We start from the raw sequence: 20,922 nt of genomic DNA on the forward strand, positions 1-20,922 counted from the left end.
TGTTACTTGGGTCACTACTTTCAGACAAACTGCAAGTTCTAATTTGTCACATCTTTGTATTGTTTTTGTGTTGTTGGTGAAATAAATTGAATTGAAAAGTGCGACAAGACGAAGCACAAAGCCTTGGTTGTCGGGCGGGATTGCCGGCGTTCATCATTGAGCGTTTCACCTACCTCAAAAGTGAAATCCTGGTGGAGTTGACCCGGTCGGTGGCTCGTGGTGATCGCCTCCGCTTTACGGTAAAATTAGTTGCAGATTGGGCTCAAATTCGACGAGAAATCGAATTTTAGGGGGGTTCAGAAATGGTTGCAAAAGCGCTTTTTTTGGGGATTGACCTGGGGGGGACCAATACCAAAATTGCCCTGGTGGATAAAGATGGCCATGTTCTCGAGCGGAGTGTCATCCCCACCCGGGCGATGCGGAAAGCCGAAGAAGTGGTAGAAGATATTGCTGAAGAAGGGCTGGAACTCTGCAAGCGATTCGAAGAACGGGGTTTTAAGGTATGGGCAGCCGGCGTCGGTATTCCCGGACTTTTTGACTGGCATAGCGGGGTTTGCCATCTCCTTCCTAATTTTCCCAATAAGTGGAAGGATGTGCCCATTAAAGCATGGCTTGAAAAAAAGCTTTCGCTTCCGGTGGCAGTCATTAATGATGTGCGATCCATCACTTTAGCTGAGAAACGGTTTGGGGCCGGAAAAGAAGTCAATAGCATGGTGATGATTGCCATTGGAACTGGTATTGGTGGTGGAGTGGTGGTGAACGGAAATCTATACATCGGGAAGGACGGGGGTGCTGGAGAACTTGGGCACATCACCGTGGAACCCCAGGGAGTGCGGTGTGGGTGTGGAAACCGGGGTTGCTTAGAAGCCTATGCCTCAGGTCCAGCCATGGTTGCCCAGGCCCTGCGAGCCCTGGTACAGCAGAACGATACTCTGATTCGGGACCTCGTTGGTGATGACCTCTCCCGAGTCAACCCCAAAGTGATCGCTGAAGCAGCACAAAAAGGGGATCAGGTAGCCATCGAAATCATCGAAAGGGCTGGAGCCTACATTGGGCAGGCTTTATCCTGTGTTTGTGTCACCATCAACCCGGAGATGATTGTCATCGGAGGAGGAGTGGCGCTGGTTGGAGAACTGCTCTTTGAGAGTATTCGAAAAGGATTGAAGGAACGACTCTTTATGGTTCCGGTGGAAACCATTCATTTTGTCCCTGCCGAGTTAGGAATGGATGCGGGTGTGATTGGCTCAGCAACCTGGGCAAGAGAACGATTGGAAGAGGGGGTCATAGTATGACGCGTCTTATCAAAGTTGGGGTTATTGGAACCGGTTTCATTGGTCCGGCCCATATCGAAGCTGCGAGAAGGACCTTTCTGGCTGAAGTGATTGGTCTTGCTGACATGAATGAAGAGGTGGCCCGTTGTAAAGCTGAACAGTATGCCGTTTCCCGCTGCTACGGTGATTATCGAGAACTGCTGCGCGATGACGATGTGGAAGTGGTTCATATCTGTACGCCTAATTTTCTCCACTATACCATGTCCAAAGAAGCCCTCATGGCTGGAAAACATGTGGTCTGCGAAAAGCCGCTGGCCATGAACCGCCAGGAAGCAGAAGAACTGGTGGAACTGGCGGAAAAGAAAAATCTCCTTCATGCGGTACACTTTAATATTCGCTACTATCCTCTGGCTCGAGAGGCAAGGGTGATGGTGCACAATGGGAAGGTGGGTACGGTCTTTGCCGTGCATGGGTCGTACCTGCAGGACTGGCTTTTTTATGACACTGATTATAACTGGCGTCTGGAACCGGAATTGAGTGGTGAATCCAGGGCCATTGCCGATATTGGTTCTCACTGGCTGGATCTCATCGAGTACATCACTGGTCAGAAAGTAACCGAGGTGTTCGCCGATTTTGCCACCTTTCATAAAATACGGAAGAAACCACTCAAACCGGTAGAAACCTATGCAGGTAAGATTTTGCAGCCGGAGGATTACCAGTCAATTCCCATCAATACTGAGGATTATGCTTCGGTGCTCTTGCATTTTGCTAACGGGGCTCATGGCGTTTTAACCGTCAATCAGGTGGCGGCGGGGAGGAAAAACCGGCTCTACTATGAAATCGATGGGTCGCAGTGTGCCCTGGCTTGGGATTCAGAACGACCCAATGAACTGTGGATTGGTCGACGCGACCAGGCCAACGAGATGTTGATGAAAGATCCCTCGCTTTTGAGCCCAAAAACCAGAACCATTGTTTCCTTCCCCGGGGGACATAACGAAGGATTCCCCGATACCTCAAAACACCTTTTCCGAGAAGTGTATCAGTGTATTCTAAAAGGGAATGCTCAAGAAGAACGAGATTTCCCCACCTTTTTCGATGGGTTACGAGAAGTCGTGCTCTGTGAAGCAATCCTGTGCAGTGCTCGAACCGGAAAGTGGGTTAAAGTCGAGTGAAGGAGGCGATCTCCGTGAAGCTTGGTTTTATGACTGCGTGTTTACCGGAAATGAGGCTGGAGGACCTGGTGGAGTGGGCGAGTGGTCAAGGTTTTGGGATGCTTGAGGTGGCCTGCTGGCCGAAGGTATTTGAGAAACGCAGGTATGCTGGAACACAACATATCGATGTGGAAGCATTGACTCCTGAAGAAGCGGCCCGAATTCGGGAACTTTTCCGGTCTCATGGTCTTTCGATTTCTTCCTTGGGGTACTATCCGAACAATTTAGACCCCAACCTGGAAAATCGTCGCTTTTATCATGAACACCTCAAGAAGGTGATTAAAGCCGCACAGATGCTTGAAGTGCCGGTGGTGGGAACGTTTGTGGGTAGAGACCCCCAGACCAATGTGGAAGAGGCCCTGGCTGAGTTCCGGAAGGTATTTCCGGATTTGGTGCAGTTTGCCGCTGATCACGGGGTGAAACTCGCCATCGAAAACTGTCCCATGCTCTATTCCATGGATCGCTGGCCTGGAGGAACGAACCTGGCCACCACACCTTCCATCTGGCGTCAGATGTTTGAAAGCATTCCCTCTGCGTATCTGGGACTCAATCTGGATCCCTCTCACCTCATCTGGCAGCAGATTGACTATGTGAAAGTGGTCCATGATTTTCGGGAGAAGATTTTCCATGTCCATGCCAAGGATACCAAGATTCTCTGGGATAAGCTGAACGAAGTTGGTATTTTCGGTTTTGGGTGGTACGTGGATAAAGTGGCGGGGACTGGTGATATCGATTGGAATGCGTTTATCACTGCCCTGTATGAAGTTGGCTATGACTATGTGATTAGCATTGAGCATGAGGATCGAAGTTTTGAAAAAGATACCGAGAGCAAGTTGCGCGGTATCCTTTTAGCTCAGAAACTCCTGAAAGACTACGTCGTGTAAAGTCTCTTTTTGATGCGTGGAATTCAAAAATGGGAACCACAGGGTTCCCATTTTTTTTTATCCCAAAATTTTTGACCTTACTTGACAAAAGAGTACAATGGTGGTTTAATGTAATAGTCGAAGAAGGTAAAAGAAGAAGGGAGGGTGGTTGGAATGCGAGAAGAGCATAAAGAGCCTTCGGCAGGAAAACTCAATGACCAGCCGCATCAGGAAGTGTCCATGCTTGATAACGCCCTCCAGAGTGAAGTGGAGAGCTTGCGGTCGGCCTTGGAAGAAGAACGGAAAAAAACTGAAGAGCAGGGAAAACTGGCTGAAGAGTACCTGGACCATCTGAAACGACTCAAGGCTGAGTTTGATAATTTCCGCAAAAGAGAGATGCTCTACCGGCAGAATTTTGTGAAAACGGCGAATCGCGATTTGATTCTCAAAATTCTACCGGTTCTTGATGATATGGAAAAGGCACTTTCTGAGGGGGAAAAGGGTGGTTTTGGGACGGATCCCTTTTATCAAGGGGTGGAGTTGATTTACCGAAAGTTCTTGACCCTTCTGGAAAAAGAGGGGGTACGGCAACTTTTGGCATTGGGTCAAAAATTTGACCCCAAGTATCACGAGGCAGTGAGTACCGTTTCACTGCCCGAGCGGGAAGATTATGAGATTGTAGAGGAATTGCGCAAGGGATACCTCTTGCATGACGAGGTCATGCGCCCAGCGCAAGTTGTTGTCAATCGACATTCAGAAGAGAAAATGGCCTAAACAGAAGGAGGATGAGGACAATGGCGAAAGTAATTGGAATAGATCTGGGTACCACAAACTCGGTGGTGGCGTATCTTGAAGGGGGTCAGCCGGTGGTGATTCCCAATAAAGAGGGTGCACGGTTAACCCCCTCAGTGGTGGCGTTCACCAAACAGAATGAAATCTTGGTTGGGCAATTGGCCAAACGGCAGGCCATCACCAACCCGAAGAATACCATTTTTTCCATTAAACGCTTGATGGGTCGTCGTTATGATGACCCGGAGGTGGAAAAAGCCCGCCGGGTTTTACCCTATGAAATTGTTCCCGGAAAGCACGGCGAAGCCTGCGTGAAAATCGGAGATCGGGTTTACACTCCCCCGGAGATCTCGGCACTGATTCTGCGTAAGCTCAAGGAAGATGCCGAAGAGTATCTAGGAGAGAAAATCACCGAAGCCGTCATTACCGTTCCGGCATACTTCAACGATAGTCAGCGCCAGGCCACCAAAGATGCGGGAAAAATCGCTGGTTTAGACGTGAAACGGATTATCAACGAACCCACGGCTGCAGCATTAGCCTATGGCCTTGGCAAAGGAAAGGAAGAAGTGATTGCGGTGTATGACCTGGGTGGAGGAACTTTTGATATCTCCATTCTTGAAATCGGTGATGGGGTCTTTGAGGTCAAATCCACATCCGGGGATACCTTCTTAGGTGGGGATGACTTTGATCGCCGCTTAATGGACTATATCATCGAAGAGTTCCGCAAAGACCAGGGTATCGACCTGCGGGCAGACCAGATGGCCTTGCAGCGCTTAAAAGAAGCAGCCGAGAAAGCCAAATGTGAATTGTCCACGGCACTGCAGACCGAAATCAATCTCCCCTTCATTACCGCCGACCAGAGTGGTCCCAAGCACCTGGTGATGACCATCACCCGGGCTAAGTTAGAGCAGTTGACCATGGACCTCATTGAGCGCACCATTGGTCCCTGTGAACAGGCGATGAGAGATGCAGGGCTAAAACCCGAAGACATCGATGCGGTGATTCTGGTGGGAGGAATGACCAGAATGCCCAAGGTCCAGGAAGTGGTGGAACGCATTTTCAAGAAAGAACCCCGTCGGGGAGTGAACCCTGACGAAGTGGTGGCTGTGGGGGCTGCAATTCAGGCTGGGGTGTTGAAGGGAGAAGTGAAGGACGTTCTGCTCCTTGACGTCACTCCTCTTTCTCTGGGCATTGAAACCCTGGGAGGGGTATTCACCAAGATCATTGAGCGGAACACCACCATCCCGGTCTCCAAAAGCCAGGTTTTTACCACCGCGGCTGACAACCAGACCACGGTAGAAATTCACGTTCTCCAGGGCGAAAGACCGATGGCTCAGGATAACTTCTCCCTAGGTAAGTTTCAGCTTACCGGTATTCCTCCTGCACCTCGAGGTGTTCCCCAGATTGAGGTCAAATTTGATATCGATGCTGATGGAATCCTCCATGTCTCGGCCAAGGACTTGGCCACTGGTAAGGAGCAGGCCATTACCATTAAAGCGTCAAGTGGCCTGAGCCGGGAGGAAATTGACCGTATGATTCGGGAGGCAGAACTCCACGCTGAGGAGGACCGGAAGAAAAAAGAAGAGGTGGAGTTGCGCAACCAGGCGGATAACCTGGTCTATACTGTGGAAAAGACTCTACGAGATTCGGGGGACAAGCTCTCTACCTCTACCAAAACTTCGGTAGAAGGAGCCTTATCGAGCCTCCGGGAAGCCCTGAAGGGGAATGATGCGGCGGACATCCGTCGTAGAATGGAAGAGTTGCAGTCGGCTTCTCATGCCATGGCGCAGGAACTATATCAGAAAACAGCTCAGGCTGGTGCTTCTTACCATTCTTCAGAAGGTAGTTCTGCGGAAAGTGGCCATGGGGCTCGAGATGAAAATGTGGTTGATGCCGACTATAAAGTCGTGGATGATGAGGGTAAATAGAAGACTTAAGAAAACAAAAAAGCGCTCTACAGGTGTAGAGCGCTTTTTTGTTGGTGTATGTAGTATAATATAAGGCATGGGTGCAAAAAGAGACTACTATGAGGTTCTGGGGTTGGGGCGGAACGCCACCCAGGAAGAAATTAAAAAAGCGTATCGGCGCCTGGCACGTCAGTACCATCCGGACATGAACTCGGGGAATAAGGAGGCGGCCGAACGATTTAAGGAAATCAACGAAGCCTACCAGGTGCTTTCTGACCCTGAGAAACGAAACATGTATGACCGCTTTGGACACGGGGCATTTTCAGGGCAAACCCAGGGCGGGTACGGTGGTTTTGGCTCTGATTTTGAATGGTTCGGGGACCTCTCCTCGGGATTTGGCGACATTTTTGATTTCTTCTTCGGTACGAGTGCTCAGGGTCGTAGGGGTAGAACTACGAAAGCCACTCGTGGTCAGGACGTCAAAGTGGAGGTAACCCTCGAGTTCGAAGAAGCCGCGTTTGGGGTGGAGAAAGAGATTGTGCTGGAGCGCACCGAGGTATGTCCAGAGTGTCAGGGAGTGGGAGGGAAAAAGAAGGTTTCCTGTTCCCACTGTGGAGGCACGGGTGAGATTCGCCACACCCAGACTTCCTTTTTCGGTTCCATCGTGACTTCAAAACCCTGTAGCTACTGTGGGGGAAGAGGGTGGGTACCTGAAGACCTCTGTTCCCGGTGTCGGGGAACGGGAAAGGTGAAAAGGGAACGTCGGGTCAAGGTGCGGATTCCGGCTGGTGTGGATAACGGATATAAATTGCGGATTGCCGGAGAAGGAGAGAGCGGGGAGTACGGCGGGGTTCCCGGAGACCTCTATATCTTTATCAAGGTCAAACCTCATCGTTTTCTGGAGCGCCAGGGGGCAGACCTTTACTATACCCTTTCCCTTTCTTACTCGCAGCTTGTTCTGGGTGACGAAGTGGAAGTGCCAACCCTCCGTGGGACGGAGAAGATTCATGTTCCACCTCTTACTGAAAGTGACACGGTGTTTCGGTTGCGAGGAAGGGGTCTTCCTGACCCCCATACTGGTTTCCGCGGGGATCAGATTATCCGGGTTAAATTACGCATGCCCCACCAGGTGAGCGGAGAGTACCGGCAGCTTCTGGAGAAATTATGGGAAATTGAACGGGGAACTCTGGCGCAGAAAAATAAAGCTGGTGGAATCTTTGAACGCCTGAAAGAAGCCTTTACGCACCCTGAAGAATAGGTGTTCTTCATGGGTTGTTTCTTCTTCCATCCTTCTTTGGGCGAAAACGAGGTGGTGACGCTTCCTCCTGAAGAGGGTCATCATCTTGAAGTGGAGCGAATCGGTGCAGGAGAAGAGATTTTTCTCGGTAATGGAAAAGGGCAGCTTTTTCGAGGTGTGTATTTGGGAAAGCGGGAGGGAAAACACTGGGTGGAGGTTAGGGAGAGGGTGCAGGAAGAGAATCCCCCCTTTTCCATATGGGTGTGGCAGGCGTTTCTGCATGCTCCTTCGCGGTTGGACTGGTTGGTGGAGAAATTGACGGAAATCGGTGTTTCAAGGATTGTTTTTTTTCCTGCGCACCGCTCGCTGGTTCTGGGTGCTTCGTTCCAGCGGATGGGACGCTGGCAAAAAATTGTCCGCAGTGCCTGTAAACAATCGGGGAGATTGACCTTTCCAGAGGTGGAAGTGATTGAGAGTTGGAATACCTTCCTCACTCGCTTAGAAAAATCCTCCGGCACGGTACTGCTTACGGACTTCGCCGCTTCTCAAACCCTCTTTCAGGTGGTGGGGGCTTTTCGGGAGACGGCGTGGAATCTGGTGATCGGTCCGGAAGGGGATTTTACTGAAGAGGAAAAACGGGTAATCTCTGCTCTTTCTCAAGCTCGGGGGGTGAAGCTACTTTCGAAAGTCCTCCGTAGCGAAACCGCAGCCGTTTTTGGTGCGTCAATCCTGGTGAGCCTCTTGGATGGTACCCATGCGGATTGCCATTAAGACTTTGGGGTGTAAAGTCAATCAGGCGGAAAGTGAAGCTCTGATTTTGGCTCTTGTTCAAAATGGGTTTGAGGTGGTCGATTTTTCGCAGGAGAGTGACTTATACATTGTCAATGGGTGTGCTGTGACCCAGGAAGCGGAACGGAAAACTCGCCAGATGGTTCACCAGGCTCTGCGTCGAAATGCTCAAGCGCTGGTTCTGCTCGTCGGATGTACGGCTCGATTATTCTGGAGAGAAAATGAGGACCCCTGGGATGGTCGAGTGGTAATCTTACCGGCGCAGGACAAAGAAAAAGCGGTCCTGGAGTACGTGAGTCGGCTGATACCACCATTGCCTCGATTGCATCGGGAATTCCCGTCTTCCCGGGTGCGAAGCTGGGTGAAGGTCGAAGACGGTTGTGACCATTTTTGCAGTTACTGTATCGTTCCGCACCTGCGAGGAGGGATTCGGAGTGTTGCCCCCCAGAGAATCCTGGACGAAGTACAGCGCCTTGAGGCTAAGGGAGTCAGGGAGGTGGTGCTCTGTGGGATTAACTTGGGGTACTTCGGCCGGGATATTGCCTTCCCGTTCATTGACCTTTTGGAACTCCTGGTGCGGGAGACGAAGGGGATTCGTTTTCGGCTGAGTTCTCTGGAGCCATTTCTCCTGACCGGGGAGTTTTTGGAACGTTACGTTTCTCTGGGGAAGCGAGTATGCCCTCATTTCCATTTGCCCCTCCAGAGTGGAAGTGACCGAATTCTTCAGAGGATGGGTCGAGGCTATGATACCGCCTTTTACCGGTCTCTCGTAGATACGTTGCGTCAGATGGTCTCCTCTGTGGCCATTACCACCGATGTGATGGTGGGATTTCCTGGAGAGACGGAGGATGATTTTCAAAAGACGGTGCATTTTTGCCGGACCGTCGGCTTTGCCCGCATGCACGTTTTTTCCTTCTCGCCTCGTCCCGGTACCTTAGCTTTCCAGTGGGAGAGGGAAATGGGGGTGAAGCAGGGAGACAAAAAGCGAAGAGAAAAGGTGCTTTTGGAACTGGCTGAAGAGAGCCGTGCTCAATACCACCGGCAGTTTCTAGGGAAAACAGTAGAGGTGGTCATTGAATCAGTTCGCTCTGGAGTTGCCTTCGGGTACTCGGAACAGTATATTCCGGTTCGAATACCGGGTGTGATGGAGAAAAAGATTGGAGAAGTGCTCAGAGTAAGGATTAAAGAGGTTGAGAGCAATTGGGTAGTGGCTGAATCGCCCTTCCATCAGGAAGAACTGAGCGCCATGGGTTGCGTATAATGTAAAGGGGTGAGGGAGATGAAAACATGTCTTGTTTTTGTGGTGCTGATATTGATTCTGGTTCAGGTGGCCTATGCTGAAGAGGGTTTGGTTCCTCTGCGAATCGTCCGTTGGATTCGCCCCAATCTCCTTTTGGGGGAAGTGGTGCAGGAAGGAGAATCACAGAGGGTTCGGGTGAGGTTAGCGGGAGTGGTGCTTCCAGTGGGGAATGACCGGGTCTATGAACAGGCCTTCCAGCGGGTACGGGAGTTGACCAAAGGTAAAGAAGTGCAATTTGATTTTGTTCTGGGCCATGGTCCAGAGGAGAAAACCTGGGTGGGCTATATTTATATTCCCCTGCCGGAGAGTGAAGAGTCCCTCATCCTGAATGCCGAACTCCTGCGGGAGGGTCTGGTGACCCTCGACGAAAGCGATGTAGGGAGAAATCTCCTGGGCTATTTCATCGAAGCTCAAAACGAAGCTCAGGACAAAAAGGTGGGTCTCTGGACGGTGATGACTCGCCCAAGAAGGAAAACCGAAGAGTGTCCATCCTGTGAAATTCGCTGAGATTCAGGATGCTCTTTTCAGTTTTTGAAAAAAAGAGTATACTGGTTACCGAGATGGTCAAAGATATGGATAAAGGAGTGAAGCACTATTCCCACTATGAAGACGCGCAAATCCAATCCGAAGCAGCGCATTAAAGTTTTTCGGGACCTTCAGCTTCTCTGGGCGTTCTTCCTGTTGACTCTGCTTTCCGCGTACTATCGGGGTCTTTACTTTGACTTTGAGCGGTTTCGCTTTTATATCGTGCTGTGGATTGGAGTGGGAATCTTTTTCTTCATCCGTTTTTTTGCCTTCCAGGAAGAAATGACCCTTAAGACTGGAGTGGAGTGGAGTTTTCTTGGTCTTGTGGTCCTGTACCTTGTCAATATACCCTGGTCGGCCGATAAAGGGTTAGCGCTGCGGGAGTTCCTCACCTATTTCACGTTTTTTGTGTTCTTTATCGTTTTAGAGCAAATCTCTTTTTCGGTAGCACTCCCAAAAAAGAAATGGTTTCTCTTTGGCTTTGGTGTGAGTGCTTTTATCCTTATTCTCCTCAGTTTGTTCTACCACTTTGGTTTTGTTCCCGGAGTGGTTTTGCCCACCTATATGAGTCTGCGAGAACTCTTCGTGGCAGGACGCATCTTTTCCAACTTTCAGTACCCCAATACCGCAGCGGCCTATTTCTCCATGGCCTACTTTGGGATGCTGACCTTTGTCCTTTTGGAAGAAAAGAAGCACTGGCGCTTTACCGCTCTTTTTTTCTCCTTTCTCATCCTGGAAGGAATTTTCTTTACCTATTCGCGGGGGGCTTTCTTGATTGTACCGTTGACGCTCCTTTTCCTCCTCTGGATTCTGCCCCGGCGAGAAAAGATTCGTCTTTTCCTTTTGGTGGTGGTTTCGGTCGCGATTCTTCTGGCATTCTTGTCCCCTCTGGAGGAGTACCTTTTTGGTATGCGTTACGCAGCCTTCCTGGCCCTTTTTTTTGGTGGGGCGCTGCTTTTGGCGGGTGTTGGGGAGCTGGCTCTCGAGTATGAAGAAAAAATGGGCACCCTTTCCAATCGGTTCTACCTTTTTACTGGTGTGGGATTAGGTGTAGCCGGGGTTTTCGTGTTCCTTCTGGGGAAGTACTCGAATCTCCTTCCTCTGTACCTTACGCGTCGCATCCAGAATATCAATTTTTCAGACCCCAATGTGGTGGGACGTTTCACCTTCTATCGAGATGCTCTGCGGATTGGTTTAGACCGACCTTTGAATGGCTGGGGTGGTGGGGGATGGAAAGTCCTGTACTTCGGGTATCAATCGGCACCGTATTTTACCGAGAGCACGCACAACTTCTATGCCCAGCTTTTTGTGGAGGGGGGATTTTTAGGGATTCTGCTGGTAGTTGGGCTTCTCTTTTTCCTCTTCTGGGAAACCTGGAAAGTTCGGGATCGGTTGTCCCCGCAGGAGGCCATTTTTACCCTGGGAGTTTTGGGGATGCTCTTTATGGGGTTTGCCCATGGGATTCTTGATATTAACTTTTCTTTGGGGTCCTACCATTTTGTGGTCTGGTTTTTTGCCGGGGTTTTGGGTGGTATGGTTCGGGAAAAGATGGTTCGGAATGACCGTTGGAGGTTGTTTCCGCGGGTCCTGTCTTTGAGCTCGGGTTGGGGGTTTCTTTTGAGTGTGGGGTTTTTGATTCTGGTCTCCCTTATGGCCTTTGGGGTTGAACAGGGCATGGTTGGGGAGTACCTTCTTAAAACTGGCGATGTGCACAACGCCATTGCCTTTTACCAGGATGCGGCTCGTTTTGATCCACTCAATGCAGAAGTGCACTTGGGTCTGAGTCAAGCTTTTCGGAGTCTATTTTTAGCCAGTGGCGATCCCCAATGGCGGATAGCGAGCGAAAAAGAGGCCCAAAGGGCGTATCGCCTCTCTCCTTTTAAACACACCTATGTGGAGCACCTGGCACTGTTGCACGTGGAGCGGGGTGACTTTGAAAAGGGTTTGGCGCTTTTTGAAGAGGCAGTTTCCAGAGCACCACTTCTTCCGGTCATGTATGAGCACTTGGCTCTGACTTTTAAAAGTGTTGGTGATTTTTACTGGAAGAGGGGAGAAAAAGACAAAGCTCGGGAATTCTACCAGCGGGGAGTGAAAGTGGAAGAGCTTTTCCGTGAAAACACTCGTCGTTCCTTGAGGCCGGTGGAGGGGAATGGAGGGGTTGGAAAAGTGGTTCTTGAGTTAAAAGCACTACTCGAAAGGGAGTGATTCTTGTGAAAAGGAATATGGTTCTCGTGGTCATAGCACTTTTAGGATTGGTGGTGGTTTTTTCGGGATGCAATATGGAGAGCATAACTCCACCCCCCGTTTTCACTCCTGCTCCAACCCCGACGGATCAGGATGATGGGGGTATTCGTTTTACCCTGCCGGATCTCAATGGAAATGAGGTCATCTTTCAGGATTTTCGGGGGAAACCGGCAGTGGTATTCTTCTTTAAGTCCTACTGTCCTCACTGTCAGGAGGAGGCCCCATTTTTGGAGTCAGTGTACAGGAAGTATCGGGATCGGGTCGTCTTTTTGGGTATCGCCGTGAACGAGCAGGGCACTTCCGGAAGTTTGATTGCTTCGACTTTTTCCTATGCGCAGCAGATTCAAAGTGGATTTGTCAGTGTCTATGGCTGGACATTTCCGGTGCTCATCGATGACTATGGACGGGTGCAGCGGGCGCTGGTGGGAACCGGAGTTCCTTCCTTTGCCTTTATCGATGCCAGTGGTCGTCTCCAGGGAATGGTTAAAGAAACCATTTCTCAGGGACGCTTGGAACAGTTGATTCAACTGTATCTTCTTTGATTACGGTTCCTGAAATACCCAGTCGACGTACTCTTCAAGCATGCCCATCTGGTCTAAAAGATCGAGGATGGTAGCTCGTTCGCGCAAAAAGCGAGAGAGGAGTAACGCTTCGCGGACCATGTGGTGGGGAAAGCCCAGAGCTTCGAGACTCTGGGGAGCTTGGGCTTTCTGGAGTACGGTTTGGGGGTCGGGAAGCACAGAGAGTTTTTCCTCGATAGCGGCACTGAAGGTGGCCTGAAACGATTTTTCCTTGAGTCGTTCTGGTACGGTGATGGTGAGTTTTTTCCGAGCGGTTTCGGCAACCAGGGGAAAAAGTGGGCCAAAACTCATTTTGAGGATTTCCATTTTTTCTTGAAAGTTGGGCTTCTGGTTCCAGCTAAAGGTGGGCATTTCCTGGAGAAAGCGCGTGTAGATGCGGTGCATGAGCGCTGTGGCTGTACCCACTCGAAGACCATGGAGCGATGGGTTCATGCCCCGATGCAGAGCCATGATTTCTAAGTAGTGGGCGATCAGGTGTTCGGCTCCGGAAGCGGGACGGGAGTCTCCAATCATGTCCATGCTGAATCCAGAATGAAGGAGCGCCAGGGACAGTTCATATATTGCCTGGTAGTCCCTTTGGGAAAGCTTTTCCGCTTTTTCCGCCACACGCAAGAGGTTTTCTCTGGTCGTTTCCCAGATTGCCTCACAGAAGTCCTCCTGGAAGAGCAATCGGCGCATAACCCAGTCGGCATTGGCGATCGCTTTTCCCAAAAGGTCCAGGAGTCCAGCATGGATAAGGGGCATGGGAGCCTGGGAAAGAATGGCTAAATCGGCGAAAATCACCCGAGGGGGGGTGGCCGAATAGGTGACTTTGTATCCTGAAACCATCATCGGTGCGCCCGGGGAAGAATACCCATCCATGGAGGGGGCAGTGGCCACCACCACAAATGGTAAACCGACGCGATGGGCAACAAACTTCACCAAGTCGTTGATGACGCCTGAACCGACTGCCACCAGAACCTCTGGTTCTTGGCGAAGGTGTTCGCCAATTTGTCCTCGAGCTTCTTCGTCGGGTTCCAAGTAAAACAGCTCTTTCTTTTTGGGCAAGAGGCAGGGAATCACTTCAAAATTTCCCCGTTTGAGTTCCTCTTCGACATAGATGCCGGCAGCCTGGTAGGTGTTTTCATCGAATACCATAAGGGTCTTCCTGAACCCCATTTCCCTAAGGATGCGGGGAATTTGAGGAAGGACCTCATTGCCAAGAAGGGTTTTTTCGGTATGAATGTGATGGGTGCACCCACAGGAACAGGGTAATGATTTCCCTTCTATTTGTAAAAAGGGGGAATTGTTCATGAAGTATTCATCTCCTTTACCAGAGTCTGGTGAAGCTCTTTCAGGGAAAGGAACACAAAATCAGGTTGCCAAGGGGATGAAACCAGGTCTTCTGCTTTCGTCTCACCGGTGAGAACCAGGATGGAGGTGATGCCTGCATTTTTGCCCATAGCGATGTCGGTATACAGTCGGTCTCCCACCATGGCCATGGTTTCCTTTCTTCCTCCGGTTCGCCAAAGGGCATACTCAATCATCTCAGGGTACGGTTTTCCAAAAATCTGCGGAGAGGTGCCGGTGAATGCTTCGATGGCTTTGATGATGCACCCCATGTCCAGGATGGGCCGATCCTCGCCGGGGCAGGCGAAGTCCGGATGAGTGGCGAAAAACGGTACACCCTGACGGATGAAAGCACAGGCTCGGTCTAACTTTCGGTACGTCAGGGTTTTGTCAAATCCCAGAACTACAAAGTCAGGATGATTCTGAACCAGGGTAAAGCCGGCTCGCAGGAACTCCATCTCTAAGTCTTTTGTGCCCAGAAGAAAAATTCGTGCTCGGGGGTTCCGCTTACGGAGATGAAAAATGCAGGCCTCGGCAGAGGTGATGATATGAGAGGAGGTGCACCAGGAAAGCCCCAATTTTTGCAGTTTGGTAGCGTAAAAAAGGGCATGGTGGGAAGAATTGTTGGTGAGGAAATAGAAACGACATCCATGCTGGCGGAGAAATTCGAAAAACTCCAGAACTCCAGGAAAAAGCCGATCCTCCAGGTACACCGTTCCATCCATATCGAAAAGAAAGATTTGCAGGGTACTGAGTTTCATATGTTCCTCCTTACGGTAAGGTATCAGGATGGCGGGAGAACAGGTCTTCGGTGATGACCATTTTTGTTTTCTCGAGGGTGACTCCGTACCGTTCGGTCAGGGTTTTCTGGTACTCCTCACTCTGGAGCAGTTCCTCCAGCGTATGGAGGTGGTCATGAACATAGATATAGGTCAGAGTCCGAATTTGATCGGGAGAGGGGGTATGGGTTAGGGATAACCCCTTTTCAATGCTGTATTCCCAGAGTTCTTGGGAATAACTCTGGGGATTTTTCTCGATGTACCGGGAAAAGTATTCCTGTATTTCAGCTTTCAGTTGTTTTGCGGTTTGGTCCTGGGCTCCTTCTTTTTTGAGATACTCGGTGATTTTTGATAGAATCTGATTGTCTTCCTGGAAGATCTTCCCGATTGCCTGGGGTTCCAACTTATACCAGGGATAATTTTCTAAGTATTTCCAGATCTGGATTTTCTGCTCAGAGAGTGAAAGTGCCGTTCCGGTTCGGGCCTTCTGGATGAGGTACACTTTGAAGTCGATACTCTGAGAGATTTGTCCCAGTTTGGCTAAAATTTCCCGGGAAAAATCAAAACGAAGCATTTCTTGTAAGAGGTCGAAGCGTTTTTCGGGGATGGGTTTACCGCTTTTTTCTAAGGAAGCCACAAAGAGCGGTGGGTTCAAATCAACGGTTCTTTTAAAGACCTGGGGGTCAAGGTTTCGGGCAAATTTTTTGAAATCGACAATCTGAAACTGGCTTTCCACCTGTCCTAAATATACGAGGCTACCATCGTTGGGGTTTCCGGTGATTTTATCCTTGCGCCAGAGGGGAAACCAGAACGAAATTGAGAACGTGGTATTGAGGGGAATGACTTCTTCGATCATACCGAAAGGGGGAGGTTGAATCAGGAATGGATGGGAGTGGTCAGTGTCGTTGATGACAATCCGGACTCGGAAGGGAAAGGAACTGGGACCAAAGAGGGTTCCTTCTCGAGTCCACACCTACCGAACGATACCCACGCTGTGGGGAGGGAGGGAATGGCGACAGAAAAGAATCAAAACGAAAAATGTGACCAAGAGGGAAAATACGACAAGTGCGATAATCCAGTTGCCAAAGTTGCTCAAGAACGTTTTCCAGCGCATACTGTACCTCTTTCTCACAGGAGATTTTGCCTTCGTTGGAGCATTCTCACATAGTACAGGTAGGACACTTTTCCAATACGAAGGTCTACTGCCTGAATTTCGATACCGGTGGTGCTGCAGAAGAAGGTCTTTTCTTTCTGCAGGTACGCAAGGGCTTCTTGGTTGACTTGGGCGATTTTTCTTCTGTCTTGCAGATCCTCAATGAGTTTGGAGTTCACGAGTTCAGTGATGGCCATAAAAATCAGGGTCTGGTATAGTCCAGGATAGTCGGCAAATTCAAAGAGATTGGGATTGCGAAACATTTTCCGGACTTTGAGTGGATTGGCAATTAACGCATCATGTTCCTGTTCCATTTTTTCCCTGATGATTTCCATTTCGTGTTCCACAAATTCTTTCCATTCCGTATGGTCTTCCATGCGGGGATGGCGAAGGAGCCACTCTAACCCCACGAGGTACATATCATATACAGAACCAACGCGGTAGGTGTCAAGAGGAGAAGGGTAAAGAAAGCGACGTACCCAGGTTTTGAAAAGGGCACTTTTTGAAACTTTCGCCAGATGTTCTCTGGCCTTCTTTTCTCCTTCGGCAAAAAAGCGTTCCCGGTAGGTTCCTTGAAGTTTCTCAAAGTAGGAATTCAGGTAATTCTCTAAATCCCGAGTTAGCCGTTCTTTCCCTAAACCGTCAAAGTCGTACTGTTTCCATTTCTCAGGACTTTCAATCCGGAAGGTGATATCTCCCTGCAGCACGATGAAGTCGTTTCCATAACCTTCTTTAAAAAAAGCCATTCCTTTGTCCCAGAAATACCTGAGTGTACCAGCGATTCCGCCCCGAAGCGACGGTTCAACCTCCCGGAGGATGAAATTCACCTGGACATTCTGAGGACGCAGTGTCGAGCGGTGGGTGAACCCAAAAGGTCGGGGAGAGGAGAAAAGGATTTTTTTCCCTCCCAGTGCAATCAGGCTTTCCTGAACGACTTCCACTCTTTCTCCCCAAAGACCCTGCCAGCCGGGGAGAAATTGGCGTACCACCAGAAAATCCTCTTCGTCGACCAGATGGACGCTGAAGGTGAAAAGGGCAATACCAAGCATAAGAGAGGAAAAGAGAACGGTTCTTAAAGGGGTGAGAAACGATTTCGCCTTTCCGGGGGAGAAAAGCGCATCGTGGAGCATAGCGTCAGAAACGGGTTCTCTCTCCCGATTTCGTGGTTGGGAAAAGAAGACGTATAGTGCGTGGTAGTAATTGATGAGGGCTTCAAGGTATTTTGCTGTAAACCTTGAGGTGAGCTCGATGCGAACCTTTTTTTCCAGCTGGTGGAACATTGCTGCAATTTCCTGGGTTTTGCCTGCATCTGGTTGCGAGAGAAATTCCTTAAGAAGGTTTTCCATACGTGAGGACCATGCTTCGTAAAATGGAGAGAAGAAAAATTCTCTTAGGAACTGGTTCGAGGTCGCTGTGAATGTTTCTTGCTGAAAGTTATATCGTAACCAGTGTTCCATTTCTTCATAGAAGGAGGTAAGCATTTCACGCTCTTTCCAGCTCAGATTGGGGTTTTCGGCCTCTTGACGTAGTTCTTGGAGAAGCGCAGTAATCGAAGCGAAGTCATGCCTTTCTAAGTGACGAATGAGCTCAAGAAGCAGGGCCCGAATTTCTCTTGAGGGAATTCGGTGCATCCACCGACGTATATCTTCCCGCAGGAAATCGATGAGTGGGAGGCTGAGGAAATCTCGGATTTTCAGAAAAGCGAAACTTCGCCGGTGGGCAAAAATGGTATCGCCAACCAGGAATTTTTTGTAGACCATGTAGAGAAGTGGGGCGATAATGAGCACCACTCGGGCATAATTATTGAGGTAATCACCCATAAGAACAAAGAGGGAGTCAACGAGCCGGGGAATGAAACCGATATTCCAGATGGCGTAAGAAAGAAGGAGCAAAAGGACCATCTGAATGATATCTTGTCCCAGAATGTGCTGGTATTCTCTTCGCCAGTGTCGAAAGAGCCTTTCGGTATGGGTGATACCCCGCTCGATGGTCTTTTCATCGGGAGAAAAGCTCTGAATCTCATGGAGGATACTCGTTCTTTTTCTCTGCCGTAATAGTGCAAAAATTCGGGAAAAGGTTTTTTTGGCTTCCTCGCTAGAAGTGACCAGTATTCTTTTGCTCGCATCAAAAGGGTGAGGAATCTCAAAATGAATGATGCGTTGACCTTTCACTGGTCAAATCTTTCCCCCTTTATTTCCACACGGATGGTTCCGTCGATGAAAGCCAGTCCCTGCAGAATTCGTTCTCTCCGGGACTGGGCAAAAGTCTCGATGGTTCGCCCCACGCATCCAGTATGGTACTGGTAGAAATCGGGAGCCAGAGCGATCTGAGCTTTCCAGAAGAGAGGACCAAGGAGGTACACCCCCTCACACACCGGGAGTTCTCGTTCCACGAAGAAGGGAAATTCTCGAAACAGGGCTTCGAACTTGTCGGAGAAGGTTTCCAAACCCATTTTTCGGATGTAGTTACGAATAGAGACGGTTTTCTGAAGGGAAGGGTAATGGTGGAGGATTTCACTCCGGTATTTGGGAACCAGAAACGGTAGTTTTTTTCGGATGGCACACTCCAATTTTTCCAGGCTTCTTAAGGGATATCGCAAACGCGCGATGTCTTCGCGTTCTTGAGTGCTAAAGTGGTCATGTACAAGAATCATCACGCCAGCATTTTTATAGACCAGTTCACTCTCTAAGGTTACCGTCTCGTGGAGGCTGGAATACACCTTGAGGTTCTGGGCAAAGCGGAGGAGGTACTCCTGCAGGGCCAGAACTCTGCGACTGCGTAAACCTCGATTTTTACGGCCGAAGACGGCATTGGTGTCTTCCCATCCGAAAAGGTTTCGAATGTGGTGCATACCTACCACAACCGGGGTGTGGACTTCTTCCCCGCTGCGGTCGACATAAGCCCGGGTTCCCTTGTGCCAGCCATCGGGATCGAGCACCGGGAGAAAGACCAGGTGAGCGCGTTTGAGCACTTCATTCCGCTCTTTTCCCTCTTTAAGAAGAGAAAAGAAAGCGCTCAGGAGGGTTACAGAATGGAGCTTTTCCCCACCATGGCAAGTGGCTTCAAAAATCAGAGTATTCCAGGAGACGGAACGGTTACCGATTTCTAGAATGGGAATTTTTCGTCCCTGAGGGGTAATGAAGTCGCTCTTCCCTTCAGGAAGAAAGGTCAATTGGGCTTCAAAGGATGAATGGGAAACGTATTTCTGAAACGTCGTTGACAATCGTTCCATGAAGTCTTCATAGCTCAGGTCCAGCCAGTCTTCAAAATTTAAGGCCAGGGTGTAATCGATGATTCCAGTATCGTTATACGGTGTGCTTCTCATTGCGTTCTTCTTTCCAGGGGAAAAGCGGTACTGGAGGGCGCAGAAATCGACTCCATTCGCTGTGTTCGGTGGCCTGCGTGGCTGGCCAGTAAAAATCTTTTAAAAATCCCAGTCCGAGTTGCGTGCAGAGATGGGCGGCTTTGTTAAATCCCTCTTCCTCTTGAACCAGCTCGTTGAGGGTTCGCAGGGCAATATTTTCCACCACCCGAAGGGACAAATCCTCGAAAAATTCGTCCAAGCCGGCTTCGATGGTCTGATAATGGCGGAGAATTTCCAGGTAGTTTCGGTCCTCGAAATAGGGGTCACCGATGATCATGTCCCAGGTCATGGGTTGGAAACCAGCAATCCCGTGCATGATGAAGACGATGGGGAAAAGACGGTGCAGGATCCCGTAAAATCCTCGCAGGCGAAAGCGACCATAGTGGTAAAAAATGTGGCGACGTCGTTCTTCGTTGAGGAGGAGAGCATCCTCTTTGTGAAGGGTGTCCAGAATCCCTTTTTGGAGATATTCCATGACCTCCTGCACGGTTTTCCGAGGAATGATGGAGAGGGTAGAGGATTCTTCCTGAACGGTTAGGAAGTCAGAGGGAAGAGAAATCAATGCTTCCGCTTCGCTTTTTCTCCCTACATGGAGGACGAGCTCTGTCTTTTCTCCCTGCGCGACTTTCTGATATCGGACCATTCGCTCTTCCACGAAGAAGGGATGGTGGGGTGAGAAGAGGGTGTATGTCTCTTTGGTGAAAAGTTTATAGAGGTGAATTCTGGGCATAGAGAACCTCTTGGAGGTATGGAGTGAGGTCGAAAGCGAGGTTACGGGTTGGGGTGATCAGTTTTGGGGTGATGATTTCTGGGATGAGGAGCATGTCTCCCAGAAAGAAACGAGCCAGTTTTTTGAGGGGAGTATGGGCAATACTTTTGAGAAGAAAACTCTCCTCTCTTTCCTTACTGAGAAGGTCCTGATAAATTTTCCGGATTTCTCCAAAGGCAAAATTCCCTCTCTCATTTTTTCGACAGAAGTCGATGAGCTCACGGAGCAAGTCTTTTTCGGCTTTCTGAATCTGGGTATAGAACGAAAAAACCTGATTCACGGCTTCCAGGCGTTTCTGGTCTTTTCCCAGGATGAGTCTTTTTTTATGGCATTGTTCCAGATTTTTGGCTTTTTTCCTCTTCCACCAATTATCAATCCCGGCCAGAGCTAAATACGGCTGACGGAACCATATGAACCACCAGGTATTCACACTAAAAAGTCCGATGATATAGGCTAAAAGACACAGCGAAAACATGAAACGGTAATTTTTTCCCAATTGTTCATAAAAGTTGAGCTGGTATAGGAAATTATCGATGGTGGTTTCGAAAGCATCGAGGATAGCTTCCTGTTCCCCCTCTGAGAGGGGAAAAGGGAGAGAAGGAGCATAGAGTTCGATTTCAAGAAGCCACGGATGCTGATGATGCGTTTTCCCTCCCAGCTCGGTGATGTGTACTGGAAGCCCTGCTACCCAGGCTCTTTCTTCATACCAGCCTGAGAGATGAGCCGGCAAAACATACCCTGGAATTTTCACTTCATCGAAATTTTCTCTCCATTCGATCAATTGTTCTTGGTGTCACCTCACTCGTACAGT

General features: G+C 49.5%; 19 protein-coding genes. 12 read left to right on the forward strand and 7 right to left on the reverse strand.

From position 1 onward, the window contains the following. Window positions 1–98 precede the first annotated feature (98 nt). From ABDK92_03185 to ABDK92_03240, 12 genes are all read left to right on the forward strand, one after another. Entirely contained in the window at window positions 99–290 is a 192-nt protein-coding gene (locus tag ABDK92_03185; GenBank protein MEN3185627.1) for a UTRA domain-containing protein, read from the forward strand. Between the two features lie 12 nt (window positions 291–302). Then, window positions 303–1,292: an ROK family protein gene (locus ABDK92_03190; protein MEN3185628.1), complete on the forward strand. Its 990-nt coding sequence runs from the start codon at window positions 303–305 to the stop codon at window positions 1,290–1,292. Further along, window positions 1,289–2,443, forward strand: coding sequence for a Gfo/Idh/MocA family oxidoreductase (locus ABDK92_03195; GenBank protein ID MEN3185629.1), 1,155 nt, complete (start codon window positions 1,289–1,291; stop codon window positions 2,441–2,443). The genes ABDK92_03190 and ABDK92_03195 overlap by 4 nt, the downstream gene beginning before the upstream one ends. A gap of 14 nt (window positions 2,444–2,457) precedes the next feature. Beyond that, complete coding sequence (locus ABDK92_03200; GenBank protein ID MEN3185630.1) at window positions 2,458–3,366, forward strand: sugar phosphate isomerase/epimerase; 909 nt, start codon at window positions 2,458–2,460, stop codon at window positions 3,364–3,366. A gap of 153 nt (window positions 3,367–3,519) precedes the next feature. Further along, window positions 3,520–4,119: a nucleotide exchange factor GrpE gene (locus ABDK92_03205; GenBank protein ID MEN3185631.1), complete on the forward strand. Its 600-nt coding sequence runs from the start codon at window positions 3,520–3,522 to the stop codon at window positions 4,117–4,119. Between the two features lie 20 nt (window positions 4,120–4,139). Continuing rightward, window positions 4,140–6,062, forward strand: a complete 1,923-nt coding sequence (gene dnaK, locus ABDK92_03210) for a molecular chaperone DnaK (protein MEN3185632.1) — start codon at window positions 4,140–4,142, stop codon at window positions 6,060–6,062. A gap of 76 nt (window positions 6,063–6,138) precedes the next feature. Next, window positions 6,139–7,299 carry a molecular chaperone DnaJ gene (gene dnaJ / locus ABDK92_03215; GenBank protein MEN3185633.1) on the forward strand — a complete coding sequence of 387 codons (1,161 nt, stop codon included), beginning with the start codon at window positions 6,139–6,141 and terminating at the stop codon, window positions 7,297–7,299. 9 nt (window positions 7,300–7,308) lie between these two features. Next, window positions 7,309–8,049, forward strand: a complete 741-nt coding sequence (locus ABDK92_03220) for an RsmE family RNA methyltransferase (GenBank protein ID MEN3185634.1) — start codon at window positions 7,309–7,311, stop codon at window positions 8,047–8,049. Beyond that, on the forward strand, window positions 8,033–9,328 hold the full coding sequence (mtaB, locus tag ABDK92_03225; GenBank protein MEN3185635.1) for a tRNA (N(6)-L-threonylcarbamoyladenosine(37)-C(2))-methylthiotransferase MtaB: 1,296 nt from the start codon (window positions 8,033–8,035) through the stop codon (window positions 9,326–9,328). Before ABDK92_03220 ends, mtaB begins: the two co-directional genes overlap by 17 nt. An 18-nt stretch (window positions 9,329–9,346) precedes the next feature. Continuing rightward, complete coding sequence (locus ABDK92_03230) at window positions 9,347–9,874, forward strand: thermonuclease family protein (protein MEN3185636.1); 528 nt, start codon at window positions 9,347–9,349, stop codon at window positions 9,872–9,874. Window positions 9,875–9,970: 96 nt separating this feature from the next. After that, window positions 9,971–12,097 carry an O-antigen ligase family protein gene (locus ABDK92_03235; protein ID MEN3185637.1) on the forward strand — a complete coding sequence of 709 codons (2,127 nt, stop codon included), beginning with the start codon at window positions 9,971–9,973 and terminating at the stop codon, window positions 12,095–12,097. Between the two features lie 5 nt (window positions 12,098–12,102). Next, the gene (locus tag ABDK92_03240; protein ID MEN3185638.1) at window positions 12,103–12,678 is read left to right on the forward strand and encodes a redoxin domain-containing protein; all 576 of its coding nucleotides are present in this window, start codon (window positions 12,103–12,105) and stop codon (window positions 12,676–12,678) included. Here the strand turns inward: ABDK92_03240 and ABDK92_03245 are convergent, their stop codons facing one another. The 7 genes from ABDK92_03245 to ABDK92_03275 all read right to left on the reverse strand — a co-directional run bounded on the left by ABDK92_03245 (window position 12,679) and on the right by ABDK92_03275 (window position 20,892). Next, window positions 12,679–14,010 carry a sn-glycerol-1-phosphate dehydrogenase gene (locus ABDK92_03245; GenBank protein MEN3185639.1) on the reverse strand — a complete coding sequence of 444 codons (1,332 nt, stop codon included), beginning with the start codon at window positions 14,008–14,010 and terminating at the stop codon, window positions 12,679–12,681. Next, the gene (locus ABDK92_03250; protein MEN3185640.1) at window positions 14,007–14,807 is read right to left on the reverse strand and encodes an HAD-IIA family hydrolase; all 801 of its coding nucleotides are present in this window, start codon (window positions 14,805–14,807) and stop codon (window positions 14,007–14,009) included. The genes ABDK92_03245 and ABDK92_03250 overlap by 4 nt, the downstream gene beginning before the upstream one ends. Before the next feature lie 10 nt (window positions 14,808–14,817). Then, window positions 14,818–15,798 carry a hypothetical protein gene (locus ABDK92_03255; protein ID MEN3185641.1) on the reverse strand — a complete coding sequence of 327 codons (981 nt, stop codon included), beginning with the start codon at window positions 15,796–15,798 and terminating at the stop codon, window positions 14,818–14,820. A 155-nt stretch (window positions 15,799–15,953) separates the two neighbouring features. Next, a complete protein-coding gene (locus ABDK92_03260) occupies window positions 15,954–18,149 on the reverse strand; it encodes a hypothetical protein (GenBank protein ID MEN3185642.1) in 2,196 nt (731 codons plus the stop codon). Continuing rightward, window positions 18,146–19,303: a M14 family zinc carboxypeptidase gene (locus tag ABDK92_03265; protein MEN3185643.1), complete on the reverse strand. Its 1,158-nt coding sequence runs from the start codon at window positions 19,301–19,303 to the stop codon at window positions 18,146–18,148. The genes ABDK92_03260 and ABDK92_03265 overlap by 4 nt, the downstream gene beginning before the upstream one ends. Further along, window positions 19,284–20,072, reverse strand: coding sequence for a hypothetical protein (locus ABDK92_03270; GenBank protein MEN3185644.1), 789 nt, complete (start codon window positions 20,070–20,072; stop codon window positions 19,284–19,286). The genes ABDK92_03265 and ABDK92_03270 overlap by 20 nt, the downstream gene beginning before the upstream one ends. Beyond that, complete coding sequence (locus tag ABDK92_03275) at window positions 20,050–20,892, reverse strand: hypothetical protein (GenBank protein MEN3185645.1); 843 nt, start codon at window positions 20,890–20,892, stop codon at window positions 20,050–20,052. Before ABDK92_03275 ends, ABDK92_03270 begins: the two co-directional genes overlap by 23 nt. Window positions 20,893–20,922 lie beyond the last annotated feature (30 nt).

Source organism: Atribacterota bacterium, from assembly GCA_039638595.1.
Taxonomy (GTDB): Bacteria; Atribacterota; Atribacteria; order Atribacterales; family Caldatribacteriaceae; genus Profundicultor; species Profundicultor thermophilus.